Source organism: endosymbiont of Lamellibrachia barhami (assembly GCF_011947365.2).
Lineage (GTDB): Bacteria > Pseudomonadota > Gammaproteobacteria > Chromatiales > Chromatiaceae > QGON01.
Genome location: NZ_JAAVSH020000001.1, coordinates 3,598,953 through 3,618,892 on the forward strand (window position 1 = coordinate 3,598,953; position 19,940 = coordinate 3,618,892).

Annotated in this window: 22 protein-coding genes and 1 tRNA gene; 16 read left to right on the forward strand and 7 right to left on the reverse strand. The window is 55.2% G+C overall.

All coding sequences use genetic code 11. The features are described 5' to 3' along the window. The first annotated feature begins 103 nt into the window (after positions 1–103). The gene (gene rpiA / locus G9Q73_RS16505) at positions 104–763 is read left to right on the forward strand and encodes a ribose-5-phosphate isomerase RpiA (RefSeq protein ID WP_177420749.1); all 660 of its coding nucleotides are present in this window, start codon (positions 104–106) and stop codon (positions 761–763) included. A gap of 73 nt (positions 764–836) precedes the next feature. Here the strand turns inward: rpiA and G9Q73_RS16510 are convergent, their stop codons facing one another. From G9Q73_RS16510 to rplM, 6 genes are all read right to left on the reverse strand, one after another. After that, a complete protein-coding gene (locus G9Q73_RS16510; protein WP_177420750.1) occupies positions 837–1,529 on the reverse strand; it encodes a transposase in 693 nt (230 codons plus the stop codon). 989 nt (positions 1,530–2,518) lie between these two features. Beyond that, on the reverse strand, positions 2,519–3,487 hold the full coding sequence (locus G9Q73_RS16515; RefSeq protein WP_177420751.1) for a porin: 969 nt from the start codon (positions 3,485–3,487) through the stop codon (positions 2,519–2,521). Between the two features lie 412 nt (positions 3,488–3,899). Then, positions 3,900–3,973 (reverse strand) — tRNA-Gln (locus G9Q73_RS16520). Positions 3,974–3,987: 14 nt separating this feature from the next. Further along, positions 3,988–4,371, reverse strand: a complete 384-nt coding sequence (locus tag G9Q73_RS16525) for a four helix bundle protein (protein WP_177420752.1) — start codon at positions 4,369–4,371, stop codon at positions 3,988–3,990. A 44-nt stretch (positions 4,372–4,415) separates the two neighbouring features. Continuing rightward, complete coding sequence (gene rpsI, locus G9Q73_RS16530) at positions 4,416–4,805, reverse strand: 30S ribosomal protein S9 (protein ID WP_177420753.1); 390 nt, start codon at positions 4,803–4,805, stop codon at positions 4,416–4,418. Between the two features lie 25 nt (positions 4,806–4,830). Beyond that, on the reverse strand, positions 4,831–5,259 hold the full coding sequence (gene rplM / locus G9Q73_RS16535; RefSeq protein ID WP_177420754.1) for a 50S ribosomal protein L13: 429 nt from the start codon (positions 5,257–5,259) through the stop codon (positions 4,831–4,833). A 330-nt stretch (positions 5,260–5,589) separates the two neighbouring features. On the opposite strand from rplM, the gene G9Q73_RS16540 reads away from it, so the two are divergent. From G9Q73_RS16540 to G9Q73_RS16610, 15 genes are all read left to right on the forward strand, one after another. Next, on the forward strand, positions 5,590–6,558 hold the full coding sequence (locus G9Q73_RS16540; protein ID WP_177420755.1) for a calcium/sodium antiporter: 969 nt from the start codon (positions 5,590–5,592) through the stop codon (positions 6,556–6,558). A gap of 74 nt (positions 6,559–6,632) precedes the next feature. Beyond that, a complete protein-coding gene (locus tag G9Q73_RS16545) occupies positions 6,633–7,631 on the forward strand; it encodes a KpsF/GutQ family sugar-phosphate isomerase (protein ID WP_177420756.1) in 999 nt (332 codons plus the stop codon). Positions 7,632–7,839: 208 nt separating this feature from the next. Continuing rightward, positions 7,840–8,361: a 3-deoxy-manno-octulosonate-8-phosphatase KdsC gene (kdsC, locus tag G9Q73_RS16550; RefSeq protein ID WP_177420757.1), complete on the forward strand. Its 522-nt coding sequence runs from the start codon at positions 7,840–7,842 to the stop codon at positions 8,359–8,361. Positions 8,362–8,373: 12 nt separating this feature from the next. Further along, positions 8,374–8,937 carry an LPS export ABC transporter periplasmic protein LptC gene (lptC, locus tag G9Q73_RS16555; protein ID WP_177420758.1) on the forward strand — a complete coding sequence of 188 codons (564 nt, stop codon included), beginning with the start codon at positions 8,374–8,376 and terminating at the stop codon, positions 8,935–8,937. After that, entirely contained in the window at positions 8,924–9,433 is a 510-nt protein-coding gene (gene lptA, locus G9Q73_RS16560; RefSeq protein ID WP_246345339.1) for a lipopolysaccharide transport periplasmic protein LptA, read from the forward strand. Before lptC ends, lptA begins: the two co-directional genes overlap by 14 nt. Beyond that, positions 9,430–10,155, forward strand: a complete 726-nt coding sequence (gene lptB / locus G9Q73_RS16565; protein WP_177420759.1) for an LPS export ABC transporter ATP-binding protein — start codon at positions 9,430–9,432, stop codon at positions 10,153–10,155. The genes lptA and lptB overlap by 4 nt, the downstream gene beginning before the upstream one ends. A 204-nt stretch (positions 10,156–10,359) precedes the next feature. After that, positions 10,360–11,841, forward strand: coding sequence for an RNA polymerase factor sigma-54 (locus G9Q73_RS16570; protein WP_177420760.1), 1,482 nt, complete (start codon positions 10,360–10,362; stop codon positions 11,839–11,841). Positions 11,842–11,887: 46 nt separating this feature from the next. Further along, positions 11,888–12,214 carry a ribosome hibernation-promoting factor, HPF/YfiA family gene (gene hpf, locus G9Q73_RS16575; protein WP_177420761.1) on the forward strand — a complete coding sequence of 109 codons (327 nt, stop codon included), beginning with the start codon at positions 11,888–11,890 and terminating at the stop codon, positions 12,212–12,214. An 18-nt stretch (positions 12,215–12,232) separates the two neighbouring features. Continuing rightward, positions 12,233–12,703, forward strand: coding sequence for a PTS IIA-like nitrogen regulatory protein PtsN (gene ptsN / locus G9Q73_RS16580; protein ID WP_177420762.1), 471 nt, complete (start codon positions 12,233–12,235; stop codon positions 12,701–12,703). Continuing rightward, entirely contained in the window at positions 12,700–13,647 is a 948-nt protein-coding gene (gene hprK / locus G9Q73_RS16585) for an HPr(Ser) kinase/phosphatase (RefSeq protein WP_177420763.1), read from the forward strand. Before ptsN ends, hprK begins: the two co-directional genes overlap by 4 nt. A 140-nt stretch (positions 13,648–13,787) precedes the next feature. Further along, positions 13,788–14,654, forward strand: a complete 867-nt coding sequence (gene rapZ / locus G9Q73_RS16590; RefSeq protein WP_177420764.1) for an RNase adapter RapZ — start codon at positions 13,788–13,790, stop codon at positions 14,652–14,654. Next, on the forward strand, positions 14,651–15,055 hold the full coding sequence (locus tag G9Q73_RS16595; RefSeq protein WP_177420765.1) for a PTS sugar transporter subunit IIA: 405 nt from the start codon (positions 14,651–14,653) through the stop codon (positions 15,053–15,055). The genes rapZ and G9Q73_RS16595 overlap by 4 nt, the downstream gene beginning before the upstream one ends. Positions 15,056–15,315: 260 nt before the next feature. Next, the gene (locus G9Q73_RS16600; protein WP_177420766.1) at positions 15,316–15,585 is read left to right on the forward strand and encodes an HPr family phosphocarrier protein; all 270 of its coding nucleotides are present in this window, start codon (positions 15,316–15,318) and stop codon (positions 15,583–15,585) included. Then, positions 15,582–17,312, forward strand: a complete 1,731-nt coding sequence (ptsP, locus tag G9Q73_RS16605) for a phosphoenolpyruvate--protein phosphotransferase (RefSeq protein WP_177420767.1) — start codon at positions 15,582–15,584, stop codon at positions 17,310–17,312. The genes G9Q73_RS16600 and ptsP overlap by 4 nt, the downstream gene beginning before the upstream one ends. A gap of 86 nt (positions 17,313–17,398) precedes the next feature. After that, entirely contained in the window at positions 17,399–18,553 is a 1,155-nt protein-coding gene (locus G9Q73_RS16610) for an HDOD domain-containing protein (protein ID WP_177420768.1), read from the forward strand. 40 nt (positions 18,554–18,593) lie between these two features. On the opposite strand, the gene nosR is transcribed toward G9Q73_RS16610, so the two are convergent. Continuing rightward, on the reverse strand, positions 18,594–19,940 hold the full coding sequence (gene nosR, locus G9Q73_RS16615) for a response regulator c-di-GMP phosphodiesterase, NosR family (RefSeq protein WP_177420769.1): 1,347 nt from the start codon (positions 19,938–19,940) through the stop codon (positions 18,594–18,596).

A 19,940-nucleotide genomic window follows, 5' to 3' on the forward strand; every position in this document is an offset into this window, starting at 1 on the left:
AACCCCCAAAATCCGATAAACGTTAGATAATATCGACAAAGCAGGCAATCGGGCTTCTAATCCGAATCCCCAAGCTTGCAGTCGATAGCAAAGGAGTTAGCGCATGAATGCAGACGAAATGAAAAAAATGGCCGCAGAGGCCGCGCTGGAGTATGTCGATGGCGGCATCGTCGGTGTGGGTACCGGTTCAACGGTCAACCATTTCATCGACTACCTGGCCACCATCAAGCATAAAATCGATGGCGCGGTTTCAAGTTCCGAAGTTTCGACCGAACGCATGAAGAGCCACGGCATTCCGGTAATGGATCTTAACGTAGCGGGGGAGCTGGATATCTATGTGGATGGCGCAGATGAAGCGGATCACAATCTGGCGCTCATCAAGGGCGGTGGTGGCGCGCTGACCCGCGAGAAGATCATCGCGGGCGCCAGCAGAAAGTTTGTCTGCATCGCAGACGGCAGCAAACTGGTGGACATACTGGGCAAGTTCCCACTGCCGGTGGAGGTCATCCCCATGGCCCGCAGCCATGTGGCACGCCAGCTGGTCAAACTTGGCGGCACCCCGGTCTGGCGTGAAGACTTCATTACCGACAACGGAAATGTCATCCTGGATGTTCACAATCTGGAGATCATGAAACCCATCGAGATGGAGAACCGCATCAACGCCATCGCCGGCGTGGTCACCACCGGTCTCTTTGCCATGCGTGGCGCTGATGTGTTGATCCTGGGCACCGAGGATGGCGTCAAGACAGTGCTGCCCAAATAAGAGGGCCGAGGTTGATAGGGCCGAGGGCCGAGGATCTAAATTGGGGTGGATCTAAATTGGGGTCAGACTCGAATTAGTCACGTGTGCTCCTAGGTCTTCCTCTAGGCCTCGGTGCCGCACGCCGACCTGTTAACTTTTCAATCTTTTCACGAAAGCGGTCATTGCCCATCGCCCAGCCTTTGTTGGTTGATGCCCGAATAACCTCAAGATCTGATTTTCCGATACCTGCCTGAAAAAGCAGACAATATGCGGACTGCCTGTCAGCTTCACTATCTCCCAGATGACGGTACAAATCATGCGGCTTTAGCAGCTTGTTTATATTTCCAAAGGCATTACTGGCATAACTTGACCAAGGGTATTTTTGGGGATGGTCGACCATTCCTGTACGCACTGGATTGAGTTCAATATAGCGCATACAGGTCAACAGATAGTGGTCGCTGTCGATAAGCGTAGCCTTATAACGTCCCTCCCATAAGGTGCCCGTACGTTTGTAACGGTAGTTGAAATATTGAACATATCTGCGGCCAACTGATTGCAGAGTCTTGGGAATGCTGACCTCTGCTTCAGGACTAGCCAGTAGATGCACATGATTTGTCATCAAGACATAGGCATGAACCGTGAGTTCATGGAGCTTTGCGGCCTCTTGCAGACAATCCAGATAGAAATGGTAGTCATCGCTTGCCGCAAAGATCGGCTCACGATTATTTCCCCGCTGGATGATGTGCTGAGCCTGACCTTTGACAAAGTAACGAGGAAGACGTGCCATGATATCTGCTTCCGTGCAAATAAAATAAAGAGTCTAACAGAGGTTCTGTCTTAATTCTTAATTCGAGTCTGACCCCATTAGTCTTGGGTTTGCCTCTTTCTTTCAGGGGGCCGTGTAGCTATGGGGCAAGCATCGAAGTAGGGTGAGAATACTACCCGCCTCATCCCTCTCACAGAGAACAAGCCGTACAGTGGACCACGTATACGGCTCCGCAAACCAGGTATCTGAATGCTTTGGGGCAAATACTAATGAGTACTGGCCATATCCACCAGCACAACTCCTCACGAAGCCAGCGGTTTTGGCATGGCAAAACTGGCTAAGGTTTGACCGCCAACTATGCATCGGACAAACTTAAACGTTGGCTTTGTAGCGCCTTGCTTCAACCTTCGGTACAACCGTTCGGCTTCTTCCATATTTCAGTTGCGGATGCGTGATCGCCGTCGTATTTGTGTACTTCGTTCAGTTACGTATTGCTCTTCGCATCTCATGCCAGCTTTTGGCTGTCACAAGCCCACTGAACCTCCGTCAGTGGTCATTCCGGTTTTCTCCTCCACACTGTTACCAGGCTTCACAGGCCGGAACTTCATCACTACTACGAGCTCATCTGCCACACCTCCACACTTAAACATCTTGGTCTCCACTCTTGATAGTGAGCCTTGAAAACAAGGACTGTGAGCTTCCCCGTTACTACAGCTCCCGGTAAGCAGCATGCATCCTGCAACACACCACAGGCCTGATGACCATTATTGGGCTTCGCCCTATTTCTGAAGCTGACCCACCTGTTGTGCCGACCAGGTTCACTTGCGTTATGTAATAAAGCACTTCCTATGGCTTCCTTCAGACCCAGCCGTTACCAGCTACGCCCTTGCCAATCGGATTGTCTTCCCTCGATCGGGGTGACGCCTCTTCTTCAGAGGGCGGGTTTGCCTACTTCGCAGAACGACAAAAACAGAGACGAGGCCCCGTCTTCTTCCTCACTAAAGTAAGACTTAGAAGTTGTGGCTCAGCTGCAGAGAGATAACGCTGCTGTCGGTGCTTGGTGCACCAGCTGCGTCGTCTACGTCACGAGCATTGTAGAGAACCTGTGCATCGGTACGCTTGCTGAAGCTGAACTGGTAGCCAATAGCATAAGTATCGAAGTCGGTACCTGCGGTGTTGTCGAAGTCAGCAGAACCGTACATGCCCTTGATGCGGTGCATGCCCATGTCGTATGCGCCAGACAGCTGGTAGGTTGCCTTGTCGTCATTGGCAACGCCGCCGATGTCGGAACGCGTCTCGTAAACACCGGTCACGCTGATGTTGTTCCAACCCAAAACGCCGCCGCCGATGCGGAACTGAGTCTCGTTCTCAGCAGGTGCGCCGAAGTTGTCTTCATCAAGCTGCTCGTAAGCGATGGCACCGTAGAAAGGGCCGTTGCTGTACATACCAGCGATGGAGTAAGCATCCTGGAAGTCTTCGGTGGCCAGAGTCTGAACGACTGCACCAGCAAGGGTGAGACCGGAGAAAGAGGGAGAGATGTATGCAATGGCACCATCAACGCGACGATCCATGAACAGGTTGGTGTGGTTGCCGCCCTGATCGTAGTCAGCAGCGGTATCTGCGAACAGATCCAGCTTGCCGGTGGACATCTTCAGAGGAGTGTCGTGACGACCGGCAACAGCGGTACCGAAACCACCAGCCAAGCCGACGAAAGCGTTACGACCAGACCAGTTGAATGCAGAACCTGCAGCCATGCCGAACTCCATCTGGTAGATGGCTTTCAGGCCGTTGCCCAGATCTTCGGAACCCTTGATACCAAGACGGGAAGCTTGATCCTGCATGCCCCAGGAATCAAGACCATTGTCGACATCCCACTTGTCAGAAGCGACACGAACCTTACCGTAGATGGTGGAATCAGCCATGGCAGCCGCAGGGGCAATCAGAGCAGCAGCAATTGCGAAAGAAAGGATTTTCTTCATTTTTAAAAAACTCCAATGAGTTAGAGATGAATTCTGTACGTTCGCTGGCAATACTAGATAAGCCAGCGCTGCATTGCAAGTCTTTTTTGTAAAAAAATCACATGTGGTAATTTTGTTGCAAAAAAAATACACCTCACATAGGACAGGCAATTAAAATGCGGCAATTCCGTTAGTTACCATCATTTCCTCGAATTCCCAATAAAATTCAACCAACAACATTTAACCATCTGCAGGTAAATTATTGTCTCAGAGACTCGAAATATAGGAGTAGTGACATAAAGAAAACAGGGCCGAGGATTTAAGGGCCAAGGGATAAGGGATAAGGTGGCGGTCCTCGGCCCTAGGCCCTATCAACCTCGGCCCTGTTTTTTGGCCCTAAAACAAAAAACCCGCCGAAGCGGGTTTTTTATTTTGGCTGGGGATAGAGGACTCGAACCTCTACAAACGGAGTCAGAGTCCGTTGTCCTGCCATTAGACGAATCCCCAATTTTCTTTAGGGCCTAGGGCCGAGGATCTCCACCTTGGCCCTCTCTACCGGCACTTCGCTCAAAATAAACGATTAGCCCGTATACCATCTTTGAAATCTGTATGATTTCTTCGGATTTTTCAAGGCCGATTTCACGATCAATCAGATCTGACTCGATGCCGATCAGAATTTGTGTCCAGGCCTCATAGCTGGAAGCCTTTGCAATCCGAAGGAAGTGAATGCGCTCTTTGACTGATTCCCGCCCATAACCTTCAGCTATGTTTGAGGCTATGGAAAGCGCCGATCTTCCCAACTGATCCCTGAAGCCAAAATTGGCACAGCCACCAATCAGTTTGTAAATATCTGCTGAGAGCCGACAAGCCCTCTTCCATACATCGAGGCTTATCAGGGCATCCATGCCCGCCTCCTAGGCCCTCGGCCCTTAAAACCTCGGCCCTATTTTTATCGTTTGGAGAACTGAGGACGCTTGCGCGCCTTGTGCAGACCGACTTTCTTACGCTCGACCTCACGGGCATCACGAGTCAGGAATCCGGCTTTGCGCAGACCAACATGCAGCGACTCGTCATATAGATCAAGGGCACGCGCTATGCCGTGACGAATGGCGCCTGCCTGACCAGTGGTGCCGCCACCTTTTACGGTGACCTTGATATCAACCTTGTCGAGTGTTGCGGTGACGTCCAGCGGCTGACGCACGACCATACGCGCTGTTTCACGGCCAAAATATTCGTCCAGAGGACGATTATTGACAACGATGCTGCCGCTGCCGGAGGTCAGGAAGACCCGGGCTGCTGAGCTTTTGCGGCGGCCGGTGCTGTAATGAATATCTGCCATCGGTTTTACCTGATGAAAATGGTGATCAGATGTCCAGCGGCTGAGGCTGCTGGGCCTGATGAGTGTGTTCGGGACCTACAAAGACGCGCAGCTTCTTGAACATGGCGCGACCCAGAGGATTCTTAGGCATCATGCCCTTGACGGCATGCTGAATCACCCGCTCCGGCGCCTTGTCCAACAGCTTTTCCAGGCTGATCGACTTGAGGTTGCCTATATAACCGGTGTGATGGTGATACATCTTGTCCGACATCTTGTTGCCGGTCACATGGATCTTCTCCGCGTTGATTACCACGATGTAATCCCCGGTATCCACATGAGGGGTATATTCAGGCTTATGCTTACCGCGCAGGCGGCGCGCAATTTCGCTGGAGAGGCGACCGAGGGTCTTGTCGGTTGCGTCCACGAGGTACCAGGTGCGGCGTACCTCAGCCGGTTTTGCACTAACGGTTGTCATACCGAGTCGCTCCAATGGAGAACTATTATCGTCCGAAAAAGACGGCGAATGGTACCGGATGATCCGACAGGAAACAAGACCTCATTCGCCGCCGGCAAAAAAAAAGCGCAACGGAGGACGTTGCGCTTAAATATAACCACCATTTTAGGAGGATGGAGGAGTACTGACACTCGCCATCGGCAGGTAATCAGTATGTTAGAATTATCTGATATTATTATTGATATGTCAAGCTCAGCGAGCAACCCGGCTAACATCTCTTTGGACTTTCCCCTCCGGGTCTGAAAAAATTGCGCCCTTCCCCGACAACACAATAAACCTTAATAAGAAGAGATGCTGATCGACTCACTTGCCATTCTCGTCGGACTTGCCATCCTGGTTTGGGGCGCCGATCGCTTTGTCATCGGCGCCGCCGCTCTGGCCAGCAACCTGGGTGTGTCAGCGATGCTGATCGGGCTCACCATCGTCGGCTTCGGCACATCCGCACCGGAGATACTGGTCTCGGTCGTCTCCTCGCTCGATGGCAATCCCGGCCTCGCGATCGGTAACGCACTGGGTTCGAATATCGCCAATATCGGCCTGATCCTTGGCACTACCGCGCTTATCGTCCCTCTGACCGTCCACTCCAGCGTATTAAAGAGGGAGTACCCCCTGCTGCTCGGCGTGACCGGCCTCAGCCTGCTGCTCATGCTGGACGGGGAACTGAACCAGCTCGACGGCGTGATCCTGATTATCGTCTTGATCGCCGTGCTCGGCTGGATGATCCACGCCGCTAAAACCGGCTCTCCAACCGACCCGATAGCCGACGAGTTCGATGCCGAAATCCCTCACGACATGCCCACCCGCCGTGCGATCTTCTGGCTGATACTCGGGCTTATCTGCCTGCTGGTGAGTTCACGCATGCTGGTCTGGGGGGCAGTCAACATCGCCACTGCGTTCGGCATCAGCGATCTGGTGATCGGCCTTACCATCGTCGCCCTGGGCACCAGCCTGCCCGAGCTGGCGGCAAGCATTGCCAGCGCCCTCAAGGGAGAGGACGATCTTGCCATCGGCAACATCATCGGTTCCAACCTCTATAATCTGTTGGCGGTCCTGAGCCTGCCGGGCCTGATTGCACCGGGCGCCTTTGCCCCAGCCGCACTCTACCGGGATCAACCCATGATGATTGGGCTGACCCTTGCCCTCTTTGCCATGGGCTATGGTTTTGGGAAACTGAAAGGGCAGATCAACCGCATCGAAGGCGTTCTGCTGCTGCTCGCTTTCATCGGCTATCAGTCAGTGCTGTTTTTTACCTTAAGTTAGACTATTTTGCCTGATCCGCTACGCTTGATCATGCCTACGAACGGCTGTTTTTTACGTTTAATCGAGAGAGATCAATGAGACAAGGCAAACCGATCACCCAGGAAGAGGCCGGTAGACTCCGAAGCCTGGGACTGGCAGTGATCGAAACCGAGGCTGCTGCCATCTCATCGCTGGCAGCGCGCATCGACGACGATTTCGCCCGCGCCTGCAGCTATATGCTTGAGTGTCCCGGTCGCATAGTGGTCATCGGCATGGGAAAATCAGGGCACATCGGCAGCAAGATCGCCGCCACCCTCGCCAGTACCGGCAGCCCCGCTTTTTTCGTCCATCCCGGTGAAGCCAGCCATGGCGATCTCGGCATGATCACCAGCGGTGATGTGGTGCTTGCACTCTCGAATTCAGGGGAGACCGGCGAACTGCTGACCATCCTGCCATTGATCAAACGTCTCGGTGTGCCACTCATCAGCATGACCGGCAACCCGGAATCCACACTGGCATGCGAGGCGGAAGTCAGCATCGATGTCAGTGTGGAGAAGGAGGCCTGTCCCCTGGGTCTCGCCCCCACCTCCAGCACCACCGCTGCACTGGCAATGGGTGACGCCCTGGCGATCGCCCTGCTTGAGACGCGGGGATTCACCGCCAAGGACTTCGCCCTCTCGCATCCCGGCGGCAGCCTCGGACGGCGCCTGCTGCTGCACATCGGTGATATCATGCACACTGGGGATGCGATTCCAAAGGTCTCCATCGGTGCCAGCCTGAACACAGCACTGATCGAGATGTCATCCAAAAGCCTCGGCATGACTGCCGTGGTTGACGGGCAGGGAGCGTTGGCGGGAATCTACACCGACGGGGATCTGCGCCGCACCCTCGACCACAAAGTGAACATTCACGCAGCGGGTGTGTCGGAGGTGATGACCGTAAACTGCAAAACGGTGGCGCCGGAGATGCTCGCTGCCGAAGCCCTGCAGCTGATGGAAGAGAACAAGATCAGCGGCCTGCTGGTGGTAAACGGGCAAGGTGAACTGGTCGGCGCATTCAACATGCACGACCTGCTGCGTGCCGGTGTTATGTAAGACAGGGCCGAGGTTTTTAGGGCCTAGGGCCGAGGAAGGGAAAGGAGGTACAACTTACCTTTGGTCCTTGGTCCTTGGTCCTTGGTCCTTGGTCCTTGGTCCTTGGTCCTTGGTCCTTGGTCCTTGGTCCTTGGTCCTTGGTCCTTGGTCCTTGGTCCTTGGCCCTCGGCCCTAATAACCTTGGCCCTAATAAAATCGGAGAGAGAAAGTGCAGGACATCCAGGAAAAGGCTCGCAACATCAAGCTGGTCATATTCGATGTCGACGGTGTGCTCACCGACGGCAGTCTGTTCCTCGGCGATGATGGACAGGAGTACAAGGCGTTCAACTCCCGGGATGGCCACGGCATGAAGATGCTGCAGGCCAGCGGTGTTGAGATCGGCATCATCACCGGCCGCTCCTCGGAAGTGGTGCGCATCCGCATGGAGAGCCTGGGGATCAAACACGTCCACCAGGGCAAGCTGGATAAGCTGCCCACCTATCTCCAGTTGCGGGATCAGCTCGGCCTGAGCGATGAAGATGTCGCCTACGTGGGAGACGACGTGGTCGATCTGCCCATCATGCGCCGCGTCGGCCTCGCTATTGCGGTCAATGACGCACACCCCTTTGTGCTCCAGCATGCCCACTGGCAAACCCCGCATGCGGGGGGCCGTAGCGCCGGGCGGGATGTCTGCGAACTACTGATGGATGCTCAGGGCAATCTTCAGTCTGCGCTGGAAAACTATCTTTAAGCCGTTACGCTGGTGAATCGTCATACGCTCTTCATCGTCCTGTTCACTACCGCCATTGCGGGACTGAGTTGGTGGCTGGCCGAGATAACAGAACCGAAACAGCAGCGCCAGCAGGTCGCAGGACACCATCCAGACTACTACGCCGAAGACCTCACGATCACCACCTACAGTGAGGCAGGCACCCCAAAACACCGCCTGGTAACGGAGCGTTTGGTCCACTTCAGGGACGACGACAGCGCCGAATTGGACAATCCACATCTGTGGATATTCGATCCAGCCACCCCGCCCTGGAAGATGCGCGCCAAGCAGGCACTCATCACCAACAAAGGCGAAAACATCTTCCTTCCGGGCAAGGTATTCATTGACCGGGAGGGGCAGGGGAAAAACCGCCCCTATCACATCATCACCTTCGATCTGAAGGTACATCCCAAACTCTCCTACGCCGAAACTGATGGCGCATTTCGTCTCGACAGCCGCCGGGACTGGGTCACCTCCATCGGCATGCAGGGCTGGTTCAAAGAACCCGCCAGAATCAAACTACTATCCGAGGTACGAAGCCGTTATGAAACCCAATAACCGGCTCTTGAGTCTGCTGCTCGCCCTCTCCCTGTCCATGCCGGCCCTCAGCCTCGCACTCAGCACCGATAAAGATCAGCCGATGTATCTGGAGGCGGACAGCGTGGACATCGATGACGCCAAAGGCGTCAGCATCTACGAAGGCAACGTGGTCATCACCCAGGGCAGCACCAAACTGTGGGCCGACAAGATATGGGTCTATCGTGTCGATGGCGAAACAGAAAAGGTCTTCGCCATCGGCAAGCCGGTGCGCTTTCAGCAGCGCATGGACGACAGCGACGAGGTGGCCCGCGGACAGGCGCTGCGGGCCGAATACTATGCCAGGAAGGATGAGATCTATTTGATCGGGGAGGCGCTGCTGCAACAGGGCAAGGATCAGTTTCGCAGCGACCGCATCACCTACCTGCGCGGAAAATCCCAGGTCAAGGCGGGCGCCAGCGCCGCAGGCAAAAAGCGGGTTCGGGTGGTCATAGAACCCAGGAAAGAACAACAATGACCCAGTTGCTCGCCACCAACCTGGAGAAGCAGTATCGCGGCCGCAAAGTGGTTGACCGGATTTCGCTGGAGGTCGACAAGGGCGAGGTGGTCGGACTGCTCGGTCCCAACGGCGCAGGCAAGACCACCAGTTTCTACATTATCGTGGGTCTGATCCCGGCGGACGGCGGCAGCGTCATGGTCGACGGACGTGAGGTCACCGATCTGCCTATGCACAGCCGGGCCCGGCTCGGCATCGGCTATCTCGCCCAGGAGCCCTCGATCTTTCGGCGGCTCTCTGTGGAAAACAACATTCTGGCCATCCTGGAGACCCGCAAATCCCTGAAAAAGGCGGAACGCCAGGAGATCTGCGACAGACTGCTCGATGAGTTCGGTATCGCCCATCTGCGGGATAATATGGCCATGAGCCTCTCCGGCGGCGAACGGCGGCGACTGGAGATCGCCCGTGCACTCTCCATCGAACCCCGTTTCGTGCTGCTGGACGAACCCTTCGCCGGGGTTGACCCCCTCGCGGTGCTGGAGATCAAAAAGATCATTCTGCACCTGAAAGAGCGAGGCATCGGCGTACTGATCACCGACCATAATGTGCGGGAGACCCTCGACATCTGCAATCGCGCCTACATCATCAACGCAGGCAGCGTGCTGGCGGAGGGGACGCCGCAGGATATTCTTGTAAACCCGGAAGTTCGCTCTGTCTACCTGGGAGAGCATTTTTCCATGTAAGGAGAGAGGGATTTTTCCACAAATTTCAAGCGGTTACTTGTCTCGATTCAGATATCAGGCCAGCTGCCGACAAGTTCAATAACGATTTCATGATCCAGAACAACTGAAAGCTGCGATAAAGTTTTCCGCACCTTCCATTTTTGGCTAGAATGAAATTAGGAAATCCATACAAATAACGTACCAGGTTTTGATAATCACCTGCAGATGAAGCAAACCCTTCAGCTCCGACTCGGACAGCACCTCACAATGACGCCACAGCTGCAACAGGCTATCCGCCTGTTACAGTTGTCTACGCTTGACCTCTCCCAAGAGGTGCAGGAGGCCCTGGAGGCAAATCCGTTACTGGAGACCGAAGAGGAGTTTGAGCGGCTCAAGCAGAACAGCGATGAAACGGAGCAGAAACCTGAAAAACAGGAATCCACCGCCGAGCCGTTCAACGACGTGAACAACGAACGTGAGGTTCAGACGGAATCCCCAGAGATGCCGGAAGAGCTGCCCGTGGACAGCGAATGGACCGATGTCTACGATAGCTATACGCCACCCACCAACAACGGCTCTGCCGAGAGTATGGACAGCGATTTCCTGGCCCAGCGAGGGCAGGCGCAAACACTGCAGGACCATCTGTTCTGGCAGTTGAACCTCACCCCCTTCTGTCCTACCGATCGTGTCATCGCCACCATGATCATCGATGGCGTCAATGAAGACGGCTATCTCACCACCAGCCCCGAAGAGATCCTCGAGACTTTGGAGGACGAGGAGATGACCCTGGAGGATGTGGAAGCGGTACTCCATCGAATTCAGGCATTCGATCCCCCCGGCGTGGCCGCACAGGATCCCCGTGAGTGCCTGCTGATTCAGCTGCGGCAGCTGCCTGAAGATACGCCATACCTGCAACCGACCATCCGCCTCTGCGAGGATTTCTTCAAACTGCTCGCCAGTCAGGACCAGGCTCAGATCAAGCGCCGCATGAAGGTTACGGACGACGAACTCAGCAGCATGACCCAGCTGATTCGTTCCCTGCATCCCCATCCCGGCAGCCTGATCGCCGAGTCGGAACCTCAATATGTCATCCCCGACGTCTTTGTCACCCGGCGCAACGGCACTTGGCGAGTGGAACTAAACCCGGAAGCAGCCCCCCGTCTACGGGTCAATACCGACTACGCAAAACTGATCCGCCGCGCCGACTCGGGTAAAGACAACACCTTCCTGAAAAACCATTTGCAGGAGGCCCGCTGGTTCATCAAGAGCCTGCTGAGCCGCAACGACACGATCCTGCGGGTTGCCTCCAGAATCGTCGAAGTCCAACAGGCCTACTTCGAACACGGCGCCGAGGCGATGAAACCCCTGGTGCTGCGAGATATCGCCGAGGCGCTGGAGATGCATGAGTCGACCATTTCACGGGTCACCACGCAGAAATATATGCACACGCCCCGCGGCACCCTGGAGTTTAAATACTTCTTCTCTAGCCATGTTAGCACCAGCGCCGGCGGCGAGTGCTCAGCCACTGCAATCCGCGCTTTGATCAAAAAACTGATTGCCGCAGAAAAGCCATCAAAACCACTCAGCGACAATAAAATCGCCACTATACTGTCAGAACAGGGCATCAATGTTGCCCGCAGAACAGTGGCCAAATACCGCGAGTCGATGACGATTCCGCCATCGAACGAGCGTAAACGCCTGGTATGAATACGGGCAGAATGATGGAAAATCCCATCGGAAACAGGAGTTAACTATGCAAATTAGCCTGACCGGTCATCACATCGATATTACTGACTCTCTGAAAGACTACGTCGACACCAAACTAGAAAAACTGGAACGCCACTTCGACAACGTCACCAATGTGCATGTCATCCTCAGTGTGGAGAAACTGCGTCAGAAGGCGGAGGCGACACTGCACGTCAACGGCGCGAATGTTTTCGCGGATTCCGTGCAGGAGGATATGTATGCAGCCATCGATTCCTTGATCGACAAACTCGACCGCCAGGTAATCAAACACAAGGAGAAACTAAAAAATCATCGTGGCAATGGCGTGGATCTCAAATACGCTACCGAAGAATAGACGCGAAGCGAGGTCTGCATGTTTCCCGACGGCTTTATTGTTGAGGAACGCATCGGTTGTCGAATCGAAGCCGGTAGCAAGAAGAGGGTGCTGGAGGAACTCGGCCGACGCCTGGCCGGGGAGATTCCAGCGCTGACTCAGGACAGGGTCTTCGACAGCCTGCTGCTGCGTGAACGTCTGGGCAGTACCGGGCTGGGCCGGGGCATCGCCCTGCCCCACGCCCGCATGCCACAGGTAAAAAACGCTATCGGCGCTTTCATCCAGCTCCAGCGGGGCGTCGATTTCGACGCCGTGGATGGGCAACCGGTCGACTTGGCCTTTGCCATGCTGGTGCCGGAAGAGGCGACTGATGCGCACCTGCAGCTTCTGGCCAAATTGGCTGCCATGTTCAGCGACGCCGGTTTCTGCGACAAACTGCGGCAGACCAAAACGGCAGAAGATGCTTTCGAACTCATCCGTCTGCGGGATGGCGCCGACACCGGTCCATGAATCCACCCGTCACCCTTTATGATCTGATCAGCCAATACGGTACAGAACTGGCGCTCAGCTGGTTCCGCAGCCGGCAACCTGTAGATCGCCATATTCACCCAGTGGATGAGCAGGATGATACTCAGCCCCCCGTGGGTCCGATGAACATGATCCGGCCCAATCGGATACAGGTCATAGGCCCACAGGAGCAGCGCCACCTGCAGTCGCTTGACGAGACCCACCACCGAAAAAGCCTCAAACGACTATTCGGCGCCAATCCCGCAGCCATTATCTTTTCCAACAGCTGTACTCCCAGCAACGATTGCTTCCAACTCGCCACAAAAAACGACATCCCCCTCCTGATCACGCCAACGGGAGACCATGAGATCATCACTCGATTGCAGCACCTGCTCAATCAACGCAAATCCGAAACCACACTGGTACATGGTGTCTTCCTGGAAGTACTGGGCAAGGGGGTCCTGCTGAGCGGCGATGCAGCGGTAGGTAAAAGTGAGCTGGCCTTGGCGCTGATCTCCAGGGGACATCGTCTGGTAGCTGACGATGCCACCGAGATCACCCGCATCGACAACAAAACACTAAGCGGCAGCTGCCCTCCGGTATTGAAGGATTTTCTGGAGGTCCGGGGCCTCGGCATCCTCAATATCCGCGCCATGTTCGGCAACTGCGCCGTCAAACCCCGCAAGAACCTGAACCTGATCATCGACCTGCAGTGTCTCGACGACGATGAGGTGGCGCAGATGGACAGACTCCAGGGCAGCCATTCCTTGAAAAACCTGCTCGGCGTCGACATCCACCAGACAATGCTGCCGGTGGCGGCAGGGCGCAATCTGGCGATCATGGTGGAAACTGCAGTCAGACAACACCTGCTACGTATCGATGGTTACAATGCGGCTGATGATTTTTCCCAGCGGCAACGCCATTTCATCGACCAGCAACAGGATTAATTTAATTTCAAGGGCAAAATATCTGCTGCGAGATAGGCTTTTAGTTTGTAAAATGCCACTCTGGATTTTCAATCTGGCGACAGATTGCGCTACCCTACCCATATTGCGGCCTCCAAAATAATACCAACGTGCAGTAAGACATGACAGCTGGCATCAGACTTCTTATCCTCACCGGACTCTCGGGTTCAGGAAAATCCATCGCCTTGCACACCCTGGAAGACCTGGGTTACTACTGCATCGATAACCTGCCGGTCTGCCTCTTCGAGGCTTTCTCCAAACATTTGATCGAAAAACCGGAAGAGATCTTTCAATCCACCGCAGTCGGTATCGACGCCCGCAGCCAACCCGACCAATTGGGCAGACTGCCCAAGATGGTCGACAAGATGCGTGCGCAGGGTATCAAGTGCGAGATGATCTTTCTCGAGGCGCAGAGCGATACCCTGATCAAACGCTTCAGTGAGACGCGCCGCAAACACCCGCTCTCCACTGCGGACATCTCCCTGGATGAGGCCATCAAGCGTGAACGGGTTCTGCTCGAACCCCTGATCAGCAACGCCGACCTCTGTATAGACACCACCCACACCAATCTACATGAACTGCGGGACCTGATTCGTGGCCGGGTGAGCGGAGACAAACAGCAGGTATCACTGTTGGTTGAGTCCTTCGGTTTCAAACATGGTGTGCCACGTGACATCGACTTCGTCTTCGACGTGCGTTGCCTGCCCAATCCGCACTGGCAAGCAGAGCTGAGGCCCTTTACAGGTCTCGACGGGCCGGTAGCACGATTTCTGGAAAACAGCGAAGACACCCGGCAGATGCGAGCTGACCTGATCCGTTTTCTGGAGGAGTGGATACCCCGCTTCGAGGCGGACGGACGCAGCTATCTCACCATCGCCATCGGTTGCACCGGCGGTCAACATCGATCGGTTTTCATTACCGACCAACTCTTTCGCCATTTCAAATCCCAGGGCCGCAAGATACTGAGCCGTCACCGGGAGCTGTCATGAGTATCGGCCTGCTGATCATCACCCATAACCAGGTCGGACACACCCTGTTGCAGACAGCCGTCAACATGATGGGGATCTGCCCGCTCTCCACTGAGGTGATGGCAGTCACCACCGACTGCGATCCGGACGAATTGCGCACCACGACCCAGAGACTGATCGCTCAGCTGGATCAGGGAGACGGTGTACTGGTACTCACCGACATGTTCGGCTCCACCCCGAGCAATATCGCCTACGATCTGCTGGATGAGGGACGAATCAACGTGGTGGCAGGCATCAATCTGCCGATGCTGGTACGGGTACTGAACTATGCACCGCTCGACCTGAAAGAGCTCACCAGCAAGGCGATCAGCGGCGGCAAGGATGGCATTGTCTGTTGCCGCCTCAAAACGGAAACGGCATAGACCCTGAATGCTCAAGGCGTAGGCACGATCAAGCGCAGCGGATCGGGCGATCCCGGCTTGATAGAACACGAGGAATGTTGCCGGTTCCGCTACGCTTGAACCTGCCTACTTCAGGGTTGTCGATAACTCACTGGCCATGATGGGCTGAACAGTGCTTCTGCGATCTTTGCATTCACAGGAGCACTTCTGGACGAACACTAGTCTAATTTTGCCTGAACATCCTGACCTGCAGCGCACCTGTCAATGGACAACCAAAGGCCATGATCCTTAAAGAAGTTACCATCATCAACAAGCTGGGCCTGCACGCCAGGGCAGCTGCCAAACTGGTAAAATGCGCCAGCCGCTACGGCAGCGAGGTCCACCTGAAACGCAACGGTCAGCAGGTCAATGGCAAAAGCATCATGGGCGTCATGATGCTGGCGGCGAGTCAGGGCTCTACACTGAGCATAACTATCTCAGGAGAGGATGAGAACGAAGCATTTGATGCCATTGAGGCGCTGATAAACAACCGCTTTGGAGAGGATGAGTGACCCTCTCCTGCCACGGGATCGGCATCGCAGCCTCTCGGGAGGTGGCCATCGGCCAGGCCTTCCTGCTGCAACAAAGCTTTCTGGAGGTCGTTCCCCGCACCATCCCGGCTTCCGATGTCGAAAGGGAGACAGCCCGTTTCAATCAGGCACTGGCGCATGCCAAAGAGGAGCTGCAGCGAGTCCATCAACACATCCCGTCCGATACGGCCCAAGACATAAGCTCCTTCATCGAAACACACCTCCTGATGATGGAGGATTCGGCAATCAGCAAGGCGCCGATCATACTGATCCGGCAACAACACTTTGCCGCCGAGTGGGCGCTACAGGTACGCCGGGACGAACTGGTGCGGGTCTTCGATGAGATGGATGACCCCTACCTGCGCACACGCAAGGATGATGTGGACCACGTCGTGGGGCAGATTCAGCGAGCCCTGCAGGGCGCCGACCATCCAGACAGGCAAAGCCTGCGGGGGCGAATCGTCGTCGCCCGGGATCTTACGCCCTCCGACATCATCATGCTGAAACACCAGGGCATCGCTGCATTCGTCACCGAATACGGCGGACCACTCTCCCATACGGCTATTCTGGCCCGCAGCCTGGGTATTCCCGCCATACTGGGCATACGCCACGCCAGTCAACTGTTTCAACAGGATGAGATGCTGGTGGTGGATGGTAGCCAGGGCATTGTCTTAGCCGACCCAACCGACCCCATCCTGCAACATTTCCATCAACGCATCAGCCAGCGGGAAGCGCGTGAAGCAGAGTTACGGCGCGGCATCGATCTTCCTGCGGTCACCCGCGACGGCACACGGATCACTCTGCTGGCAAATATTGAACTGCCTGACGACATCGTCACCACGCTTGAAAATCGGGCAGATGGGGTCGGGCTTTTCCGTACAGAATTTCTCTACATGAACCGCACCGCTCCACCGGAAGAGGAGGAGCAGCTCACTGCTTATCTCGACGCAGTGAGAGGACTTCAGGGCAGGCTTCTCACTATTCGCACCCTTGATCTGGGAGCAGACAAGACCCTGGAGGGCAACGGCGTCACTTACCAGCCCGCAGCAAACCCGGCCCTGGGTCTGCGCGCGATCAGACTCTGCCTGAAAGAGCCGGGACTCTTCCTGCCCCAACTGCGAGCCATCCTGCGCGCTTCCGTCGAAGGACCGGTGCGCCTCATGATCCCTATGCTCTCAAGCATTGCCGAGGTAAATGAAGTTCTGCAAATTATCGGGCAGACCAAACAGGCCCTGCAAAAGGAGGGACTAGCCTTCGACCCGAAGATACCGATCGGCGGCATGATCGAAATCCCGGCTGCAGCTATCTCCGCCCAGGCATTCGCCCGCAAACTGGACTTCCTCTCTATCGGCACCAACGATCTGATTCAGTACACGCTTGCCGTCGACCGCATGGACGAGGAGGTCAACTTCCTGTTCGACCCACTACACCCTGCTGTGCTGCACCTGATTGCCCTTACCATCAGCGCCGCCAAACAAAATAATATACCGGTCAGCATGTGCGGCGAAATGGCCGGCGACCCGCTGTTTACCCGACTGTTGCTGGGCATGGGATTGACTGAACTCAGCATGCAGCCCGGCGCCCTGCTGGAGAGCCGTGAGGTGGTGCGCAACAGTCATCTGCCAGAACTCTCAAAGCGCGCCGCCAACTTTATAGAGCGCCTGGATCACGAAGCACCGCTGGCACTATTCGAAGAACTGTTCGGTTAAAGAAATCGGTTTCCTCGCTTTTCCGGGGCTGGCAAGTCTCAATCTGATCTGAAGGGCGAAGCACCGACCGCGAGGAGAACAATTGCATGAATATCCTGTTCATCGACGACGAACCGGCCATTCTCAGGTCGATCAAACGTACCCTGCGGGGCAGTCTTTCCAAACATCATCTGGATCTCGTCGATAATCCACAAGAGGTGAACGAGTATCTGCAGCGCACCCACTACGAATTGATTGTTTCAGACATGCGCATGCCGGGGAAAAGCGGTTGTCATGTCCTGGCGGAGGTTGAAGCGCAGAGCCCCGATACGGTTCGCGCCATACTCTCCGGCTATAGCGATGAGGAACAGGCGGTAAAGGCAGCGCAACACGCCCACCTTTTTCTATCCAAACCCTTTGAGCCTAAGGCAATCGTTGATCTTGTCCAAAGAACCGAGAGGCTGCTGGCGATGCCGCTGACCGATCATCTGCGACGGGTATTGGGAAATCTGAAGGCGCTGGCCCCAGCGCCAAAATTGTTCCGATCCCTCACTGATACATTGAACAGTGGCACCAAAACAGCCACTGATATTGCAAATATCATAAAGCAGGATATGGCGATGACCTCAAAGTTCCTGCAGCTCACCAATAGCGCCTTCTTTGGCGTCAGCCAGCCGGTCACGGATCTGGAGAGGGCAGTGACCCTCCTGGGCACTGAGATCATCAAGGGACTGATACTCCACTACGAGCTGTTTGGAAAACAGCAGACGTCACAACCCTGGCAGGAAGCACTCTATCGGGAGAGCCAACACACGGCCCGTCTGGCCAAGTCGATAGTCAGTTCTCAGAAGGGGGATAGATCGCTGCTGGAGAGCACCTTCCTGGCTGGCCTGCTGCACGACACCGGTCGTCTGGTGCTGTCGCGACTGCCGGAGGGTGCCGCGCACCAAGACGAGCTGTTCGTAGCGCTATGGGGAAAGGAACTTTGTGAAAAAGAGATGCAACTGTTTGGCGCCCACCACGGTTGGGTAGGCGCCTACCTGTTGAGGCTCTGGGGATTCTCGGATCCGGTCGTGGAAGCCGTTGCCCTGCACCACCATCCATCAGAGTCGGGAGACAGGGGATTCACGGCCCTGACTGCGGTGCATGCGGCAGACTGTCTGTTACATCAGGCCGATGAAACAGCCGCGCTGGATGAGACCTATCTGGCGTCGATCGGCTGCGCTGAATCCCTGCCCGAGTGGCGGCGGCTGGCAGAGTAGTCTGGAGCAATCTCTTCATAGTGCCCATTCACACCTTCGGTTAATCCTTTTTCGTAAGGATATAGAGGGTATAGCGATGCCTGTCGCTCTTCTCCAGACGTTTGATGCCGACAATGGTTGATCCGGTCAGCCGCTGGCCGCTGGTCAACAGCAGCATGCCATCCTTATTCAGCAGATTCTCATGCAGCAGCATCCCGGGTTCGAGTGCATCGGAATGCACTACCCTGATATTGCCCTGCCCATGTGGAGCATCATCCGCTTCCGCCCTTATCATTTTGCAGAAATCGACGGCAAGATCGGGATCGTAGTATTGGGATGCGTGTTTTTCGATATAGGCCAACGCATCATCTCTGGACAACGGCTTCTCCATGCCGCGGCCTTCGATCATATTCTCGTAGTCATTTGCAATCAGAATGATCCGCGAACCCAGAGGAATATCCTTACCTATGCGCCTGTCCGGATAACCCCTGCCGTTGAACAACTCGTGGTGGTGACGCACCAACTTTGCCGCTCCCCGCATCGCAGGCAGCCCCATCAAGGTGTTTTCACCCAGTACGGCATGCTTTTCGATGATTTTATTCTCCTCCCTGGAACGGGCCTCTTTCGGTTTGGCGAGTACAGCATCGCTGACCACCACCAACCCGATATCGTGCAGCAGTGCAGCGGCGACGATATCTCTTGATGCCTCTTCATCCAAATTGATGGATTTCGCGAAACGGCTTGCGTACCTGGCCACGCTCTGCCCGTGATTACCCATGGACGGGATGCCGATTTCGCTGTAGTGGGAGAGCATCTTCACCATGCTCTGGTAACTCTCGTCCAACTCCTTATAAGAGTGCTGAAGCTTTTCCTGCGCCTTCTCAAGCGCCGCAGTACGCTCTCTAACCTTCTCCTCTAGGGAGCGGCTCATCAAATCAAGCTCAATATTCTGCTTTCTTGTCAATCGTTTGAGATAGAGTCGCTCAGCGGCGTTTTTTACCTTGAGCTTTAGGTCCAGATCATCCCACGGCTTGTGGACATAACTGAATATCTTCGCCTCATTGACCACGTCAATGACACTCTCAGGTTCAGCATAACCACTCAGCACGATGCGCATCACATCCGGGTAGAGCGACTCGACATTCGTTAGAAACTCAAGCCCGCTCATGCCCGGCATCCGCATATCTGAGACGATCACGTCGATCGGCCTTTCGGCCAGCAGCTGCAGCGCCTCATCACCCCCACCTGCGGTATGCACCTCATAAACAGCCCCACGAAACAGACGCTGAAGTGAACTTAGAATCGATGACTCATCATCAACCAGCAGCAGTCTGATGCGATCATCCGGCCGGAGGATGTCATCTTCCTGCTTCTCTACTGCTCGTTTGACTCTGCTCGCCTGTTCCAT